Origin of the sequence: Rugamonas aquatica (assembly GCF_009380215.1) — a bacterium.
GTDB lineage: Bacteria > Pseudomonadota > Gammaproteobacteria > Burkholderiales > Burkholderiaceae_D > Rugamonas > Rugamonas aquatica_B.
The window spans coordinates 914,883-931,184 of the sequence record NZ_WHUG01000001.1 but is presented as its reverse complement, the minus strand read 5'-3'; the positions used below and the strand labels follow the sequence as shown (position 1 = coordinate 931,184).

Sequence of the window (16,302 nt, the reverse complement as noted above, 5' to 3'; positions counted from 1 at the left end):
GTCATGCTCCTTTCTGCGACAGCTTCAGGCCGCGCGCCAGGTCTTCGATCAGGTCATCCACATCCTCCAGTCCCACCGACAGCCGCATCGTGCCTTCGGTGATGCCCGATGCCGCCAACTGGTCGGCCGGCACGCGGAAGTGCGTGGTGGAGGCGGGATGGATCGCCAGCGACTTGGCGTCGCCGACGTTGGCCAGGTGTGAGAACACTTTCAGGCTGTCGACGAAGCGGCGGCCGGCGGCGCGGTCGCCCTTCAGGTTGAACGAGAACACGGCGCCGCAGCCCTTTGGCAGCAGGCGCTTGGCCAGTTCGTAGTCCGGGTGCGACTCCAGCTCGGGATAGGACACCGATTCCACGGCGGGATTCGACAGCAGGAACTCGACCACCTTGCGGGTGTTGGCCACGTGCCGGTCCATGCGCAGGCCTAGCGTCTCCACGCCTTGCAGTACGGCGAAGGCGTTGTGCGGACTCATGACGGCGCCGAAGTCGCGCAGGCCCTCGCGCCGCGCCCGCAGCGCGAACGCGCCCACGGTCGACTCTTCTGCGAACACCATGCCGTGGAAGCCGTCGTACGGCTCGCACAGTTCGGCGAAGCGGCCGGTCTGGTCGTAGGCGGCTTGCCAGTCGAAGGTGCCGCCGTCCACCAGCAGGCCGCCGATGGCGGTGCCGTGCCCGCACAGGAACTTGGTCGCGGAGTGGAACACCAGGTCGGCGCCGTGCTCGAAAGGCTTGAGCAGATAAGGCGTGGTGAAGGTCGAGTCCATCATCAGCGGCAGGTGCTGTTCGTGCGCGATGGTGGCGACGGCTTCGATGTTCAGCACGTCCAGGCCGGGATTGCCCAGCGTTTCGGCAAACAGCACCTTGGTGTTGGGACGGATCGCGGCGCGCCATGCATCGAGGTCGCGCGGATCGACGAAGGTGGTCTCGATGCCGAAGCGCTTGAGCGTGTACGCCAGCATGTTGTGCGAGCCGCCGTACAGCGCGCGCGAGGCGACGATGTGCGAACCGGCGCCGGCGATGGTGGCCAGGCCCAGGTGCATCGCGGCCTGGCCGCTGGCGGTGGCGATACCGGCCACGCCGCCTTCCAGCGCGGCGATGCGTTCCTCCAGCACCGCATTGGTCGGGTTCGAGATGCGCGAGTAGACGTGGCCGGCGCGCTCCATGTTGAACAGCGAGGCGGCGTGGTCGGAATCCTTGAACGCAAAGGATGAGGTGAAGTAGACGGGCGTGGCGCGTGCGCCGGTGGCCGGGTCGGGCGTGGCGCCGGCGTGCAGGGCGAGGGTATCAAATCCGGGGTATTTGGGTCCGCTCATAGGGTCTCGTTGGAGTTATAGGAATGCCCGGCATCCTACCCTGAATCGCGGCTGGGCAACAGCACTGTAAAAATGTTGCGATTTGCTTATCCAGATCGCTGGATTTTTTGCCGGGCATAGGCTACATTCGCTATAAGGCTACAATAATTAGAACCCCCATTCACACAGCCTATATCAGCGGACAGGACGGCCCAAAATGAAAGTCTCCGAAATTCTTCAGGTTAAAGGCAGCATTCTTTACACGATTTCTCCTGACCAGCCGTTGGCGGATGCCGCCAACACGATGGCGGAAAAAGACATCGGCTCACTGGTGGTCATGGAATTCGGCGACCTGGCCGGCATGCTGACCTTCCGCGAAGTGCTCCGCGCATTGCACGAAAACGGCGGCACCGTCGGCGCCGGCACGGTGCGCAAGCACATGGACGATCATCCGATCACCGTCACGCCGGATACGGAAGTCAATGAAGTGCGCCGCATCATGCTGGAAAAGCACGCGCGCTATCTGCCGGTGATGAATGCCAAAACCATCCTCGGCGTGATCTCGTTCTACGACGTGGCGCGCGCGGTGCTGGAGGCGCAGAGCTTCGAGAACCGCATGTTGAAAGCCTATATCCGCGACTGGCCTGCCGAGACGGCCGATCAATCCGACTAAGCTGTGCGGGCTGCGCCCACAAAATAAAACGCCATCCGAGGATGGCGTTTTTTTTTATGCCGCGCCTTCCAGCGCGTCGTTGCTCAACCAGCCGTTGAGCGCTGTCGCCGTCATCGGCCGCGCGAACAGGAAGCCTTGCGCCAGCGGACAACCCAGCGCTTGCAGTATCTGCGCCTGGCGTTCGTCTTCCACGCCTTCCGCGATCACGGCCAGGCCGAGGTTGCGGCCCAGCTGGATCACCATCTCGGCGATGCTGCTGCCGCGCGCGGAGCCGGTGATTTCGGTGACGAAGGCACGGTCTATTTTCAGACGGTCGATCTGCAGGCGCTGCAGGTAGGACAGCGACGAGAAGCCGGTGCCGAAATCGTCGATCGCGATGCTGACGCCGGTCTGCTTGATCTGGGCCAGCATCTTGATCAGCAGGTCCGGCTCTTCCATCGCCATCGATTCGGTGATTTCCAGTTCGACGAATTCCGGCGGAGCGCCCGTATCTTCAAGCGCCTTGCGCAGCATCTCCAGGAAGTGCGGATGGCGGAACTGCACCTGCGAGACGTTAATCGACATCATGAAGTTCTGGTGGCCGGCCTTGCGCAGGTCCACCAGCTCGCGGCAGGCGGTACGCATCACCCATTCGCCCAGGTCGATAATCAGGCCCGAATACTCGGCGATCGGAATGAAGCGGTCCGGCGAGATGAACTTGCCGTCCGGCGTCTGCCAGCGCAGCAGCGCTTCCGCGCCGACAGGACGGCGCGTGGCCAGGTCGATCTGCGGCTGGTACACCACGAACAGCTGGTTCTGGCCGAAGGCGGTGCGCAGCGCGTGCATCATGCGTACGCGTTCGCGGATCTCCACGCCCATCGAGCGCGAGAAGTAGAAGTGGCCGGCGCGCTGCTGCGACTTGGCGCGCTTCAGGGCGATGTCGGCATCTTTCAGCGCGTCGGCGCCGCTGCCTTCGTGTTCGCCCAGGCGCACCAGTCCCAGCGTGGCGGACAGCTGCACGTCCTGGCCGTCGATGCTGAACGGATGCTGGAACAGCGCCAGGATGTTGGCCGGGTTGACTTGCGACGAGTCGCCCAGCACGCAGAAGATGTCGCCGCCGATGCGCGCCACCGTCAGCTGGCCGCCCAGCTGCGTTTGCAGGCGGCCGGCGACGGCCACCAGCAGCGTGTCGCCGAACTGGTGGCCCAGCGCGTCGTTGGTCTCGGCGAAGTGGTCGAGGTCGACCAGCGACAGCGTGGCGTCGTCGCGCGCGGGGCCGGACAGCGTGGCGTCGAGGATCTCGACCAGGCGGGTGCGGTTGGGCAGCTTCGACAATTGATCGTAGAAGGCGGCGTTATGCAGGTGCGTCACCAGCTCGACGTTGTCCAGGCCGACGGCGACGTTGGAGCAGAACACCTCCAGCAGGCGCTCGTCGATCTCGGTCGGCGCGCGGCCCACTTCCAGGTAGGCGACGAAGTCGCGGCTGGCCTTGCCGGCGAAGTACAGCGTGATGAAATCCGGGCCGTAGACATTGCGGCGCTGGCCCAGGGTCAGCTCCATGGCGTCGTAGATGTGCTTGTGCTCGACATTGCACAGCGTGGTGTTGTCGAGGTGGCGGTAGCTGCCGGCGGTGGCCATCACCATCAATTCGTGGCAGCCGTCGTCCGGGCATTCCTGCACGCACAGCACGCCGTTGCTGTCCTGGCCGAGCAGGTCGGCGATCTGGGTCAGCACGCCGGAGGCGAAGTTCTGCACGCCGTGCAGCGCCATCAGCTGGGTGCTGGCGTGGACGATCTGGTTCAGGCCGCGGCGGCTGTCGTTGATCTTGCGGATTTGTTCGTACGAGCGGATCGCCGCCGTCACCGTGGTGAACAGCTTGATGCGGGTCAGCTCGGACTTGGTCTTGTAATCGTTGATGTCGAAATCGCGGATGGCGTCGATCTCCGGCGCATAGCCGGGCTGTCCGGTGCGCAGGATGATGCGCACGTCGGCCAGGTTCAGCGTCTCGCGGATGTAGCGCACCAGATGCAGGCCGGCGTCGTCCTGCTCCATCACCACGTCCAGCAGGATGACGGCGATTTCGGATTCATGCTTTAACAGTTCGCGCGCCTGGCCGGCCGAATACGCGTGCACGAATTCAAGCGGACGCTGCTGCATGTCGAGGTTGCCGAGCGCAAAGGTGGTGGTCGAGTGGACGTCTTCGTCGTCGTCGATAATCATGACCCGCCATACGTTGCGGGCGCCCGCTACCGCAGGCGCCGCCGGATGCTCTTCTAAGAATACCAGATCGTCGTGATCATCCTTGGATTGCTCAAGGGGTGTGATCGGTGGGGGCATGTGTAGCTTCTCCAGGATTTCTCGGTGTTCTTGAGATCAAGTATATAGCGAATTGTTAAAAAGAACGCGGATTTCCAGCGCTTTATACAGAACGTTGCATACTGGTGTGCAAGTTTATCTGGCTTACAACAGAAGAATGATATTTTACCAATAGAAACTTGCTTTGTGGAAATTATTATGCGTGCCGAACGCCAAGCGCGGCAGGCTGGTAGAATTAGGTACTTTCCACCTTCTTCCAAAGATTCTCTTCCTATGTCCGGCAATACATTTGGCAAATTGTTTTCAGTTACTACCTTTGGTGAGTCGCACGGTCCCGCGATTGGTTGTGTGATCGATGGCTGCCCACCGGGATTGCCTTTGTCGGAAGCGGATATCCAGCCGGAACTGGACCGCCGCAAGCCGGGCACCTCGCGCCACGTTACCCAGCGCAAGGAACCGGATACGGTGGAGATCCTGTCCGGCGTGTACCAGGGCGTGACGACCGGCACGCCGATCGCGCTGCTGATCCGCAATGAGGACCAGCGCAGCAAGGACTACGGCAACATCACCGAAAGTTTCCGCCCAGGTCATGCAGATTACACCTATTGGCATAAGTATGGCGTACGCGACCCGCGCGGCGGCGGACGCTCCTCGGCCCGCCTGACGGCGCCGGTGGTCGGCGCCGCGGCCATCGCCAAGAAATGGCTGAACCAGCAGTACGGCACCGTGTTCAAGGGCTGCATGAGCCAGCTCGGCGACATCGTCGTGCCGTTCCAGGACTGGTCGCATGTGCACGACAATCCATTCTTCGCCGCCAGCGGCGACGCCGCCCTGATCGCCCGCATGGAAGATGCGATGGATGAGCTGCGCAAGGCCGGCGATTCGATCGGCGCGCGCATCGACGTCATCGCGCAGAATATTCCGGTCGGCCTCGGCCAGCCCATCTACGACAAGCTCGACGCCGACATCGCCTACGCGATGATGGGCATCAACGCCGTCAAGGGCGTGGAGATCGGCGCCGGCTTCAAGTCGGTGGAACAGAAGGGCTCGGTGCACGGCGACTCGCTGACGCCTACCGGCTTCATCGGTAACAACGCCGGCGGCGTGCTGGGCGGTATCTCGACCGGCCAGGACATCACGGTATCGATCGCCATCAAGCCTACCTCGTCCATCCGCACGCCGCGCCAGTCGATCGACAAGGACGGCAATCCGGTGATGGTTGAAACCTTCGGCCGCCACGATCCGTGCGTCGGCATTCGCGCCACGCCGATCGCCGAGGCCATGCTGGCGCTGGTGCTGATCGACCACGCGCTGATGCATCGCGCGCAATGCGGCGACGTGCAGGTGGCTACCCCGAACATCGCGCCGGCCATGCCGCCGGCCGCCCGCTAAGCGGTGCCGGTACAAGCCTTCAGCTTCGCTTTATTCCTCTTCTGCTACTACGCACACGCTGGAACCTGGAGCACCTACGCCACGCTGTTCTTCGCCGACCACGGCATGACGGTGGCGCAGATCGGCGTGCTGATGTCGATGATCCAGGTGCTGCGCATCGTCGGCCCCAACGTCTGGGGCTACGTCGCCGACCACTACGACCGCCGCGTGCTGGTGCTGCGCATGGCCGGCTTTGCCGCGCTGGCGGGCTTCTCCGGCTTCCTGTTCGGCAGCACCTTCAGCCACTTCATGCTGGCGATGATCGTGCTGAACCTGTTCACCAGCGGGCAGGCGCCGATCTGCGAGGCGCTGATGCTGTCCGAGATGCGCGGCGACCTGACCTTCTATGGCCGCATCCGCATGTGGGGGTCGATCGGCTTCATCGTCTCCGTCACGCTGGCGTCGTACGCGCTGGAACACTACGGCATCTCCACGCTGCCATGGCTGGCCGCCGCGCTGCTGGTGCTGACCATCGCCGCCGCCTTCCGCCTGAAGGACGTGCCGCGCCGCCAGCACAAGACGGCGCCGCCGCCGTTGATGTCGCTGCTGCGCCGGCGCGAGGTGATCGCCTTCTTCGCGTCGACCGCGCTGATGGTGGCGGCCCACACTTCGCTGTACACCTTCTTCTCGCTCTACCTTGAACGCAACGGCTACAGCAAGACCGTGATCGGCGGCATGTGGTCGCTGGGCGTGCTGGCCGAGGTGCTGCTGTTTTACTACCAGGCGCCGCTGTTCCGGCGCTGGGGCGCCAAGGTCATGATGTATGTGACGCTGGCCACGGCGCTGGTGCGCTTCCTGATGATAGGCTTCGGCCCGCAGGTGGTGTGGCTGCTGATCGTCGCGCAGATCATGCACGCGGCCACGTTCGCGCTGCATCACTCGTCGTGCGTGATGACTCTGCAGCGCTGGTTCTCCGGGCCGTTGCAGGCGCGCGGGCAGGCGCTGTACATGAGCATTTCGTATGGCGTGGGCGGCTCGCTGGGCGGGCTGTTCCTGGCGCAGTGGTGGGAGAGGACGGGGCCGCAGTCGGTGTACTACGTGGCGGCCGGGCTGGTGCTGTGCTCTTCGCTGGCCGCCGTGCTGTCCTACCGCTGGCAGGAGCGCGACGGCCACTAGCCTGCTTGCTAGCTGCGGCTGGTGACGGCTTCCATTTTGTGGCGGCGTTCGACCGCCCGCACCACCAGCGCGCGCATGTCGTTCAGCAGCGAGAACTCGGTCTGGCTCAGCTGGATCGGTGGGAAGGAGTCGTCCCAGTCGCCGTACAGGAAGCCGGCCGGCTGGCCGTTGGCCGACAGCGGCAGGATCACGAAGCTGCGCGCTTCGGACAATGAACTCTTCCACCACAACGGCAGCTTGGCGGCGAACTTGGCGTCACGGGCGTTTTCGATGAAGATCACGCGGTCGCTGTTGAGCGCTGCATGGAATACATTCGGCTCGTAGGCGTCGTCGAAGGCCAGCGCCGGCAGCAGCTCCTTGCTGCCTTCGCCGAAGCTGATCTTGGCGGCGTACTGGTTGTCCTTGCGGTTGCGCACGAAGGCCACGGCGCGCGAGAAGTCCAGTCCCTTGTAGACGGTTTCCAGTGCGATCTGCACCATCTGGCCCGGGTTGGCCGTCTCCAGCATGTCGCGCATATCGGCCAGGCCGCTGAGCAGGATCTTGTTGCCCGCTGCGCGCTGGCGCGTCTTGGCCAGCGCCTTGGCGCGGCGTTCGGCAGGGCGCGACAGCGGCGCGATGGTCAAGTCGTTCGCGGCCACCACCTTGGCCTGCTCGATGGCGTGCATCAGGTTGGCGGGTTCCACGCCCAGCATGGCGGAGTAGGCCTCGGTCAATTGCTGGACCACGGCGACGCCAGCCGGGTCGTCATGCCACAGCGATTCGGCGCACATGGCCGACATGGTCGACAGGCCGGCGATCCAGTCCGACGTGCTGACTTCCGCGCCCGGCTCCGGCGGCGCGACCTTGCGCATGCCGTTGACCAGCGTGGCCGGCAGGCCCCAGTGCAGCGCGGCGGCGTGGCCGATGGCTTCCATGCTCAGGCCCAGCATCTCCGGCGCGACATCGTCGATGTGGCGGCCGGCCTGGTCGGCCGCGTGCTGCAGGTCGTGCCAGCGTTCCGGCATGTAGAAGGTCATCATCATGCGGCCCAGCGTGTGCAGCATCGAGCACACCACGGCTTCCTCGCCGTGGCGGCTTTCGGCCGTGTAGGCGATCTGCTGGGCGACGATCCCGGCCAGCACGGCCTTTTCCATTTCGACGTGGGCGACGGTGGTGTCGGGCGAGCCGGCGGCCAGTTCCTCGATCAGCTTCAAACCCAGCGCCAGGTGGCCGATGGCCTCCGTGCCCAGCACCAGCACCGCCTTGGAGACGGTGTTGACGTGCTGGCCGAAGGCCGAGTACATGCCGCTGTTGGCCAGCCGCAGCACTTTTTGCGTCAGCACCGGATCGGACAGCACGGTGCGGGTCATATTGAATTCCTGGTCATCCTCGCCGCGCATCGCGCCCAGGATGGCGGTGATGGCCTTGGCGAAGCCGGGCATGTCGCCACGGCGGCGCGTGCATTCCCACAGCGCCGCCAGCGTGTTTTCGCCCAGCGGCGTGCCGGCTGTGAACCGCACGGTCATTGCAGCACCTGTCGCAATTCGGCCGGCACCACCTTGACGTGGATGCTTTCTTTCAGCGCGGCCATGGCGACGTTGGCGGCCATCGGCTTGCCGGTCAGGTAGCCCTGGATGTACTGGCAGCCGCGCTGTTCCAGATATTCCATCTGGCCTTCGGTCTCGACGCCCTCGGCCACCACGGACAGGTCCAGGTGCTTGGCCAGGTCGAGCACGGCGTTGCAGATGGCGCCGTCCTTTTGCGAACCGGGCAGGTCGCGGATGAAGGTGCGGTCGATCTTCAGCACGGAGATGGGGAAGCGTTTCAGGTAGGCGAGCGAGGAATAGCCGGTGCCGAAATCGTCAATGGCGATGCGGGCATTGCGCTCGGCCATTTTCGACAGGATGGACTCGGCATGCACCGGGTCTATCATCAGCGTGCCTTCTGTGATTTCTAATACCAATTGCTCACCAAGTAGGCCGGAGAAGGCGATTGCATCGTCCAGCACATCTAAAAATTTATCGTTGCGGAATTGTCGCGGGCTGATATTAACAGAGATGTACAGGCTGCGCTTGGCGACCTCTTCGAACTGTTTCAGCTGTACGCAGGCGGCTTTCAGCGCCCAGGCGCCCAGCAAATTGATGAGGCCGTTGGTCTCGGCGATCGGGATGAAGCGGGCCGGCGGCACCATGCCCAGCGTCGGGTGCTTCCAGCGCATCAGCGTTTCGAAGCCCTGGATCTCGCGCGTGCGGGCGTCGACGATGGGCTGGTAGTACAGCAGGAACTCGCCCTCGCGCACGGCCTGGAACATGGCCGCTTCCAGCGAGATATCGTGCTCAGGCGGGCCGGACTGCGACTGGCTGTAGACCACGCAGCGGGCCTTGCCGGTTTCCTTGGCGCGCGACATGGCGGCGTCGGCAAGCGCGACCAGCCGCACTTCGTCCTCGGCGTGCTGAGGGTAGACCGCGACGCCGACCGAGGCGCCGACGTAGATCACATGGTTGTCGATTTCAAACGGCGACTGCAGGGTGGCGATCAGGCGGCCGGTAACCAGCTTGATCTGGGCTTCGGTGGCGGTGCCGGGCAGCACGGCGACAAACTCGTCGCCGCCGACGCGGGCCAGCGTGTCGCTGTCGCGCAGCGTCTTGCGCAGGCGGGCGGCGGCGGTGCGCAGCACGGCGTCGCCGATCGGATGGCCGAGGCCGTCGTTGACTTTCTTGAATCCGTCCAGGCCGATGGTGGCGACCGAGAAGCCCTGGCCGGAACGGCGCGCGTTGGCGATCACCATGCGCATGCGGTCCGACAGCAGCAGTCGGTTCGGCAGCTCGGTCAGCGCGTCGTGGGTGGCCATGTGGCGCAGCCGTTCTTCGGTGGCGTGCTGCACCGTCATGTCGCGGCCGACCACCAGCAGTTCGCTCAGGCCGTGCTGGTTGGCGTAGCAGGAGACGCGCAGTTCGTGCCAGATCTCGGCGTCCGGGGTCTTGATGCGCGCTTCCAGCAGGCGGGAGGTGGTCGATGCGCCGACTTCGGCGAGCAGGGCGTTCAGCGGCGCCTGGTCGTCCAGCGACAGCAGGCGGGCCAGCGTGTCGCCGGCCAGCGGCGTTTGACTGTTGATTAACGCGACCGCGCGTTTGCTGGCAAACAGTATCTGCCCCAGTTGATTGAGGCGGAAGACAACATCGCCCGCCTCTTCCATGAGGTTATCCAATTCATGACGCGGGGATGGGGCAGGGATACTGGAAAACATCGCGAGGATTTAATCTTTCATTTTATGCATGTAACGTGGCTGCGCGAAACTTGCAAAACCAATTCGCAATGTATCACTGATGAGAGTGAAATTACATGAAAAATGACAACATCCGAGCTACTTTTACAGTTTTCTCTTGAGTTGGACCAAAAAAACGGCGGCTATTGAGGGAAATCACGGCTGTTTTGTGCAGCCGTGCAGGTGGGTTCAGGCGCGTTCGACGGCCGGTGCAAGGTCCCGAGAAGCAAGCTCGGCATAGCGCTGCGGGCCGATGTGCTGGACAAAGCGGATGGCGCCGCCGGTGTGCGCCGGATAACCGAACAAGCGCACGGAAATCAGGTCGGCCTCATCCGCGCTGACCGCGCCGCTTTCAACTTGATCTTGGGCAGTGGTTGACAAGGCATACAGCAGGCGGTCGCGGATATCGGCAAACGCAAGCGGGGCGGCATCCGGGCTTTCGATTGCGCTGATGGCATCGGCATCGGCAGCGGGCGGCGCGGGCAAACCGGCGGCGCGGGAGGCGTTACGCAGCAAGGCTTCCGGCACGGCTGCTGCGCGCAGGGCGCGAACTTCGTCGGCGTAGCGCGTGTGCAGCGCGGCGGCCAATTCCAGCGCGGACGGCGTCGCAAGATTGGTGCGCAGCTGGCTCAGGCGCATCAGGTTGCGCGCCACCGGGCTGATCGCCGTCTGGCAGAAATAGCGGCTCTCGATCAGCAGCGCGCTGTCGAAATCGACTTGCAGACCTTCGACCATCGCGCACAGTATTGCCTCGGGCGCCGGCAGGTGGCCGCCGGTGCGCTCGCGCAGCATGGCGGGCGCCACTTGCAGCAAGGTCTGTATCGGCGCCGAATTGAGCGCGCCGCCGGGCAGGCGATAGCCTTTGATATCCCAAGGCTGCGCCGCGATCGCATCGCTCTCCATGGCGCCGCGCACCAGCTCCGCGACCTGTTCTTCGCTGTCGGCGACAGCGTGCAGCAGGCCCGCATTCAAGGCCTGTTCAGCGCTCAACGTCACGCCTTCCAGCAGCAGCGGCATGGCGGCCTGCAAGCCGGCCAGGCGCACGGTGCGGGCGATTTCACCGGCCGCCGGCGCCACACCCAGCTGCACTTGCGGCAGGCTGAAGCTTGCATCTTCCAGGCTGATGCGGCGATGACAGGCCAGCGCCAGGCCCAGCGCGTGGCCGCTGACCGCGCCGCCCAGCGTAGCGATGACGGGAATGCCCAGGCTCTCCAGCCGGCGCAGCAGCGCGTTGTAGGCGCCCAGCATGTGCATGCAGTCGCCGGCCTGGGCTGCGGTCAGCGCCATCAGGTGTTCCAGTTCGTGGTCGGAGTCGGCAGGTTCGGCATGAAAGCCGATGATGACGCCGTGCAGCGCGGTGCGCCTCGATTCCAGCGTGTCGATCAGCGCCGCCAGCTCGCGCTGGAACAGGCGGCTGAGCGGATTGATGGTGCGCGCGGCCAGCATGACAGTGAGGGCGCCGCCGTTTTGATGTGTGGTAATCATGTCCATTCCGTTCACACGCGTTCGATGATGGTGGCTATGCCCATGCCGCCGCCCACGCACAGGGTAATCAGGCCGCGCTTGAGTTCGCGGGCTTCCAGTTCGTCCAGCAGGGTGCCGAGCAGCATGCAGCCGGTCGCGCCCAGCGGATGGCCGAGCGCGATCGCGCCGCCGTTGACGTTGACCTTTTCTTCCGGCACGCCCAGCTCCGTCATGAAGCGCATGACCACGGAGGCAAAGGCTTCGTTCACTTCGAACAGGTCGATGTCGGCGATGTCCAGTCCGGCTTTTTTCAGCGCCTTGCGCGCGGCCGGCGCCGGACCGGTCAGCATGATGGTCGGATCGGTGCCGGTGACGGCGGTGGCCAGCACGCGCGCGCGCGGCTTCAGGCCGAGGCGGTTGCCGGCGGCCTTGCTGCCGATCAGCGCGAGCGCGGCGCCGTCGACGATGCCGGACGAATTGCCCGCCGTGTGGACGTGATCGACGCGTTCCAGATGCGGATATTTGCGCAGCGCCACGCTGTCGAAACCCATCTTGCCGGCAGCTTCGAACGAAGGTTTCAGGCCGCTCAGCGTGGCGAGGCTGGTGTTGGGTTTGATGAACTCGTCTTCGGCCAGGATCAGCACGCCGTTCTGGTCGCACACCGGCACGACCGAGCGGAAGCGGCCGGCGGCGCGCGCGGCGGCGGCCTTCTGCTGCGAGCGCATGGCGTAGGCGTCGACCTGCTCGCGGGTGTAGCCATCCAGCATGGCGATCAGGTCGGCGCCTATGCCTTGCGGCAGGAAATCGGTGTTCAAGCTGGTCTCGGGATCCAGCGCCCAGGCACCGCCGTCCGAGCCCATGGCCACGCGCGACATCGATTCGACGCCGCCCGCCACCACCAGATCTTCCCAGCCGGAGCGCACTTTTTGCGCCGCCAGGTTGACCGCTTCGAGGCCCGAGGCGCAGAAGCGGTTCAGTTGCACGCCAGCGACCTTCCAGTCCCAGCCGGCCGCCAGCGCTGCGATCTTGGCGATGTCGGCGCCCTGGTCGCCCACCGGCGTGACGCAGCCGAGGACGACGTCGTCGATCAATGCGGTGTCGAGTTTGTGGCGCGATTGCAGCTCGCGCATCAGGCCGGATAGCAGCGTGATCGGCTTCACGCTGTGCAGGCTGCCGTCCTTTTTGCCCTTGCCGCGTGGGGTGCGGATGGCCTCGTACACATAGGCTTCGGTCATGGAATCTCCTTGTCTGGACGATTATCATAGAGTGCAAACGACAACAAAGCAACTGCTTGCTTCGTAAGGATATTTGCGCTAGTCTGGCCTGATCACCGGGAGAGAGGCCATGTTTGACAGCCACGAGCATCAGGAATTACAACGCACACTGAAGCGCTTCATCGAGAGCGAAATCAATCCGCATGTCGATGAGTGGGAAGAGGCGGGCATCTTCCCCGCGCACGCCCTGTTCAGGAAAATGGGTGAGCTCGGTTTGCTCGGCCTGACCAAGCCGGTCGAGTACGGCGGGCTGGGCCTGGACTATTCGTATTCGATGGCGATGGCCGAGACGCTGGGCCACGTCGACTGCGGCGCGATCCCGATGGCGATCGGCGTGCAGACCGATATGTGCACGCCGGCGCTGGCGCGTTTCGGCTCGGACGCCTTGCGGCGCGAGTTCCTGGCGCCGGCCATCAGCGGCGAGATGGTGGGTTGTGTCGGCGTGTCGGAGGCGCACGCCGGCTCGGACGTGGCGGCCATCAGGACCAGCGCCCGCAAGGACGGCGGCGACTACATCATCAACGGCAGCAAGATGTGGATCACCAACAGCCTGCAGGCGGACTGGATGTGCGTGCTGGTCAACACCTCCGACGGCCCGGCGCACAAGAACAAAACGCTGGTGATGGTGCCGATGGATACGCCGGGCGTTTCGGTCGGCAAGAAGATCCGCAAGATCGGCATGAACGCTTCCGACACCGGCCTGATTTACTTCGACGAAGTGCGCGTGCCGCAGCGCCACGCGATCGGCGAGGAGGGGCAGGGCTTTGTGTATCAGATGCTGCAGTTCCAGGAAGAGCGCCTGTGGGCGGCCGCGAACGCGGTGCAGAACCTGGAGAACTGTATCGATCTGACGGTGGAGTGGGCGCGCGAGCGCACCATGTTCGGCGGCCGCTTGCTGGATAATCAGCATGTCTATTTCAAGCTGGCGGAATTGAAGACGGAAGTGGAGAGCCTGCGCGCGCTGACCTATCGCGCGGGGCAGCTTTATATCAGCGGGCAGGATGTGACGGAGCTGGCGTCGATGTGCAAGCTGAAGGCCGGGCGCCTGCTGCGCATGGTGCCGGACGCCTGCATGCAGTTCTGGGGCGGCATGGGCTACAGCTGGGACAACCGCGTGGCGCGCCTGTTCCGCGACGGCCGCCTGACGTCCATCGCGGGCGGCGCGGATGAGGTCATGTTGGGCATCATCGCCAAACAGATGGGCACCTTGCCGAAAAAGGAGAAGAAATGAATCCATTCGATACGCATGAAGTGCGCAACACGGTTGCGCCGTTTGAGAACGTCAACTTGTACGCGGCCGATCCAGCCTTGCAGGAAGCCCTGCTGCGCGAAGGCGGCGCGTCGGCCGAGGACTCGCTGCATGCACTGGGCGCGCAGCTGGGCCGGGCCGAGGTGCTCGATCTGGCGCGGCTGGCCAATTTGCACACGCCCAAGCTGCACAACTTCGACCGAGGCGGCAAGCGCGTGGACGAGGTGGAGTTCCACCCGGCCTGGCATAGCCTGATGGCGCTGTTGATCGAGAACGGCGCGCATGCGTCGCCATGGCTGGGCGGTGAGGGCGCGCAGGTCGCCCGCGCTGCGCGCTACATGTTGTTCGGCCAGTTGGAGAACGGCTCGCAGTGTCCGGTGACGATGACTTACGCGTCCGTGCCTGCGCTGAAGCAGGCGCCGAAGATCGCCGCCAAATGGCTGCCGAAAATCCTGTCGACAGAATACGATCCGCGCTCGCTGCCGGTGGAGCAGAAGCGCGGCGCCATCATCGGTATGGGCATGACGGAGAAGCAGGGCGGCTCCGACGTGCGCTCCAACACCACGCGCGCGGAGCCTGTGCTGCCGGCCGATGCGCGGGCGATGTTCGGCGATGAGGGCGAGGATGTGTATCGCATCGTCGGCCACAAGTGGTTCTTCTCGGCGCCGCAAAGCGACGCCCATCTGATCCTGGCGCAGACCGACGACGCGGGTAGCGCAGGGCTGTCGTGTTTCTTCTTGCCACGCTATCTGCCGGACGGCAGTCGTAATCAAATCCGCGTGCAGCGGTTGAAGGACAAGCTTGGCAACCGCTCCAACGCATCGTCGGAAGTCGAGTTCACCGGCGCCTACGGCTGGTTGATCGGCAAGCCCGGGCGAGGCATTCCGACGATACTGGAGATGGGCAGCCACACGCGCCTCGATTGCGTGCTTGGCAGCGCAGGAACCATGCGCGCCGCGCTGACGCACGCGCTGCATCACGCGCGCGGCCGTGCGGCGTTCGGCCATCCTTTGTCCGAACAGCCGCTGATGCAGAACGTGCTGGCCGACCTGGCGCTGGAATCGGAAGCGGCGACGGCCTTCGCCATGCGCCTGGCGCGCTGCTTCGACCAGGGCGATGATCCGGCGCAGGCGCTGCTGGCGCGCATCCTCACGCCGGCCGGCAAGTACTGGATCTGCAAGCGCGGCCCGGCCTTCGGCGCGGAGGCGATGGAAGTCATCGGCGGCAGCGGCTATGTGGAAGACGGCCCGCTGGCGCGGCTGTACCGCGAGCTACCCGTCAATTCGATCTGGGAAGGCTCGGGCAACGTGATGTGCCTTGACTTGCTGCGTGCCTTCGGCAAAACTCCTGCCGCGCGCGCAGCGTTGGCGGCGGAACTGGCGCTGGCCGGCGATGCCGATGCCGACTACGTCCGCTACGCGCAAGCCTTGCTGGCCGATCTGGAACAGCCGCAGTCCGACGAATTCGGCGCCCGCGTGCTGGCCGAGCGCGTCGTGCTGGCGGTGCAGGCGGGCCTGTTGCTGCGGCATGCGCCGGCTTATGTGTCGTCGGCGTTTGTCGCATCGCGGCTGGCGCGCGAGCCGGGCGGCGCGTTTGGACGCCTGCCGGCAGGCGTCGATTGCGCAGCGATACTGGCGCGGGCATTAATTGAGTAAATTGGATAAACAGTTATGACGAATACAGCTCCTGTCGATAATCGCCGCGCCGATCTGGTGCGGGTGGCCGCGCGCCTGTTTCGCGAGCGCGGCTTCGACGGCACCACCACGCGCGACATCGCCGACGCCGTCGGCATGCGCTCCGGCAGTCCGTTCTATCACTTCAAGAGCAAGCAGGAGATTCTCGCCGCAGTGATGGAGGAAGGACTGGTGGCTGGCCTGCCGGCCGCCGAGGACATCGCCGCCGGCAAGCTGCCGCCGCGCGCCAAGTTCCATGCGCTGGTGCGCGCCCACCTGGAGATCGTGCTGGGCGAAGGCCACGACTTCATCCCCGTGCTGCTGTATGACTGGCGCCGCCTGACGCCCGAGCTGCGCGAACGCGTGCAAGTGCTGCGCGACCGCTACGACCAGCTGTGGCAGGACGTGGTGAGCGAATTGTCGGCCGCCGGGCTGCTGCGCAGCGATAGCGCGGTCGCCCGTTTGCTGCTGATGGGGGCCATCAACTACAGCGTGCTATGGTACAAACCGGGCCAGGGATCGGACCTGGACCAGATCGCGGAAGAGGCGGTTGCCATGTTTCTGGGCCCTGAGGCCTAGTATAATGAGCAGC

Annotated in this window: 12 protein-coding genes; 6 read left to right on the top strand and 6 right to left on the bottom strand. The window is 64.6% G+C overall.

What is annotated here, in order from left to right:
- Nucleotide 1 precedes the first annotated feature (1 nt).
- Nucleotides 2-1,312: an O-acetylhomoserine aminocarboxypropyltransferase gene (locus tag GEV02_RS04040; protein ID WP_152836641.1), complete on the bottom strand. Its 1,311-nt coding sequence runs from the start codon at nt 1,310-1,312 to the stop codon at nt 2-4.
- Between the two features lie 196 nt (nt 1,313-1,508).
- Between GEV02_RS04040 and GEV02_RS04035 the strand changes: the two genes are divergently transcribed.
- Nucleotides 1,509-1,964 carry a CBS domain-containing protein gene (locus GEV02_RS04035; RefSeq protein WP_008448140.1) on the top strand — a complete coding sequence of 152 codons (456 nt, stop codon included), beginning with the start codon at nt 1,509-1,511 and terminating at the stop codon, nt 1,962-1,964.
- A gap of 54 nt (nt 1,965-2,018) precedes the next feature.
- Here the strand turns inward: GEV02_RS04035 and GEV02_RS04030 are convergent, their stop codons facing one another.
- A complete protein-coding gene (locus GEV02_RS04030) occupies nt 2,019-4,280 on the bottom strand; it encodes a putative bifunctional diguanylate cyclase/phosphodiesterase (RefSeq protein ID WP_152836640.1) in 2,262 nt (753 codons plus the stop codon).
- 252 nt (nt 4,281-4,532) lie between these two features.
- Here GEV02_RS04030 and aroC point away from each other — a divergent pair, with 252 nt between their 5' ends.
- The gene (gene aroC / locus GEV02_RS04025) at nt 4,533-5,651 is read left to right on the top strand and encodes a chorismate synthase (protein ID WP_152836639.1); all 1,119 of its coding nucleotides are present in this window, start codon (nt 4,533-4,535) and stop codon (nt 5,649-5,651) included.
- 3 nt (nt 5,652-5,654) lie between these two features.
- Nucleotides 5,655-6,806 carry an MFS transporter gene (locus GEV02_RS04020; protein ID WP_328595708.1) on the top strand — a complete coding sequence of 384 codons (1,152 nt, stop codon included), beginning with the start codon at nt 5,655-5,657 and terminating at the stop codon, nt 6,804-6,806.
- A gap of 8 nt (nt 6,807-6,814) precedes the next feature.
- Here the strand turns inward: GEV02_RS04020 and GEV02_RS04015 are convergent, their stop codons facing one another.
- The 4 genes from GEV02_RS04015 to GEV02_RS04000 all read right to left on the bottom strand — a co-directional run bounded on the left by GEV02_RS04015 (nt 6,815) and on the right by GEV02_RS04000 (nt 12,749).
- Nucleotides 6,815-8,311, bottom strand: coding sequence for an HDOD domain-containing protein (locus GEV02_RS04015; RefSeq protein ID WP_152836638.1), 1,497 nt, complete (start codon nt 8,309-8,311; stop codon nt 6,815-6,817).
- Complete coding sequence (locus GEV02_RS04010; protein ID WP_152836637.1) at nt 8,308-9,981, bottom strand: putative bifunctional diguanylate cyclase/phosphodiesterase; 1,674 nt, start codon at nt 9,979-9,981, stop codon at nt 8,308-8,310. Before GEV02_RS04010 ends, GEV02_RS04015 begins: the two co-directional genes overlap by 4 nt.
- Nucleotides 9,982-10,239: 258 nt before the next feature.
- Nucleotides 10,240-11,535, bottom strand: coding sequence for an enoyl-CoA hydratase-related protein (locus GEV02_RS04005; RefSeq protein WP_152836636.1), 1,296 nt, complete (start codon nt 11,533-11,535; stop codon nt 10,240-10,242).
- A gap of 11 nt (nt 11,536-11,546) precedes the next feature.
- The gene (locus tag GEV02_RS04000; RefSeq protein WP_152836635.1) at nt 11,547-12,749 is read right to left on the bottom strand and encodes an acetyl-CoA C-acetyltransferase; all 1,203 of its coding nucleotides are present in this window, start codon (nt 12,747-12,749) and stop codon (nt 11,547-11,549) included.
- A 109-nt stretch (nt 12,750-12,858) separates the two neighbouring features.
- On the opposite strand from GEV02_RS04000, the gene GEV02_RS03995 reads away from it, so the two are divergent.
- The 3 genes from GEV02_RS03995 to GEV02_RS03985 are packed head-to-tail and all read left to right on the top strand — an operon-like array spanning nt 12,859 to nt 16,289.
- Nucleotides 12,859-14,019 (top strand): acyl-CoA dehydrogenase family protein, encoded by a 1,161-nt coding sequence (locus GEV02_RS03995; RefSeq protein WP_152836634.1) that lies wholly within the window; start codon nt 12,859-12,861, stop codon nt 14,017-14,019.
- Nucleotides 14,016-15,692, top strand: a complete 1,677-nt coding sequence (locus GEV02_RS03990; RefSeq protein WP_152836633.1) for an isovaleryl-CoA dehydrogenase — start codon at nt 14,016-14,018, stop codon at nt 15,690-15,692. Before GEV02_RS03995 ends, GEV02_RS03990 begins: the two co-directional genes overlap by 4 nt.
- Nucleotides 15,693-15,707: 15 nt before the next feature.
- Nucleotides 15,708-16,289, top strand: coding sequence for a TetR/AcrR family transcriptional regulator (locus GEV02_RS03985; RefSeq protein WP_152836632.1), 582 nt, complete (start codon nt 15,708-15,710; stop codon nt 16,287-16,289).
- Nucleotides 16,290-16,302: the final 13 nt, after the last annotated feature.

Excerpts from the sequence above, each read along its gene's own strand:
- GEV02_RS04040 (WP_152836641.1), bottom strand. The coding sequence starts at position 1,312 with ATGAGCGGACCCAAATACCCCGGATTTGATACCCTCGCCCTGCACGCC.
- GEV02_RS04035 (WP_008448140.1), top strand. The coding sequence starts at position 1,509 with ATGAAAGTCTCCGAAATTCTTCAGGTTAAAGGCAGCATTCTTTACACG.
- GEV02_RS04030 (WP_152836640.1), bottom strand. The coding sequence starts at position 4,280 with ATGCCCCCACCGATCACACCCCTTGAGCAATCCAAGGATGATCACGAC.
- aroC (WP_152836639.1), top strand. The coding sequence starts at position 4,533 with ATGTCCGGCAATACATTTGGCAAATTGTTTTCAGTTACTACCTTTGGT.
- GEV02_RS04015 (WP_152836638.1), bottom strand. The coding sequence starts at position 8,311 with ATGACCGTGCGGTTCACAGCCGGCACGCCGCTGGGCGAAAACACGCTG.
- GEV02_RS04010 (WP_152836637.1), bottom strand. The coding sequence starts at position 9,981 with ATGGAAGAGGCGGGCGATGTTGTCTTCCGCCTCAATCAACTGGGGCAG.
- GEV02_RS04005 (WP_152836636.1), bottom strand. The coding sequence starts at position 11,535 with ATGATTACCACACATCAAAACGGCGGCGCCCTCACTGTCATGCTGGCC.
- GEV02_RS04000 (WP_152836635.1), bottom strand. The coding sequence starts at position 12,749 with ATGACCGAAGCCTATGTGTACGAGGCCATCCGCACCCCACGCGGCAAG.
- GEV02_RS03995 (WP_152836634.1), top strand. The coding sequence starts at position 12,859 with ATGTTTGACAGCCACGAGCATCAGGAATTACAACGCACACTGAAGCGC.
- GEV02_RS03990 (WP_152836633.1), top strand. The coding sequence starts at position 14,016 with ATGAATCCATTCGATACGCATGAAGTGCGCAACACGGTTGCGCCGTTT.
- GEV02_RS03985 (WP_152836632.1), top strand. The coding sequence starts at position 15,708 with ATGACGAATACAGCTCCTGTCGATAATCGCCGCGCCGATCTGGTGCGG.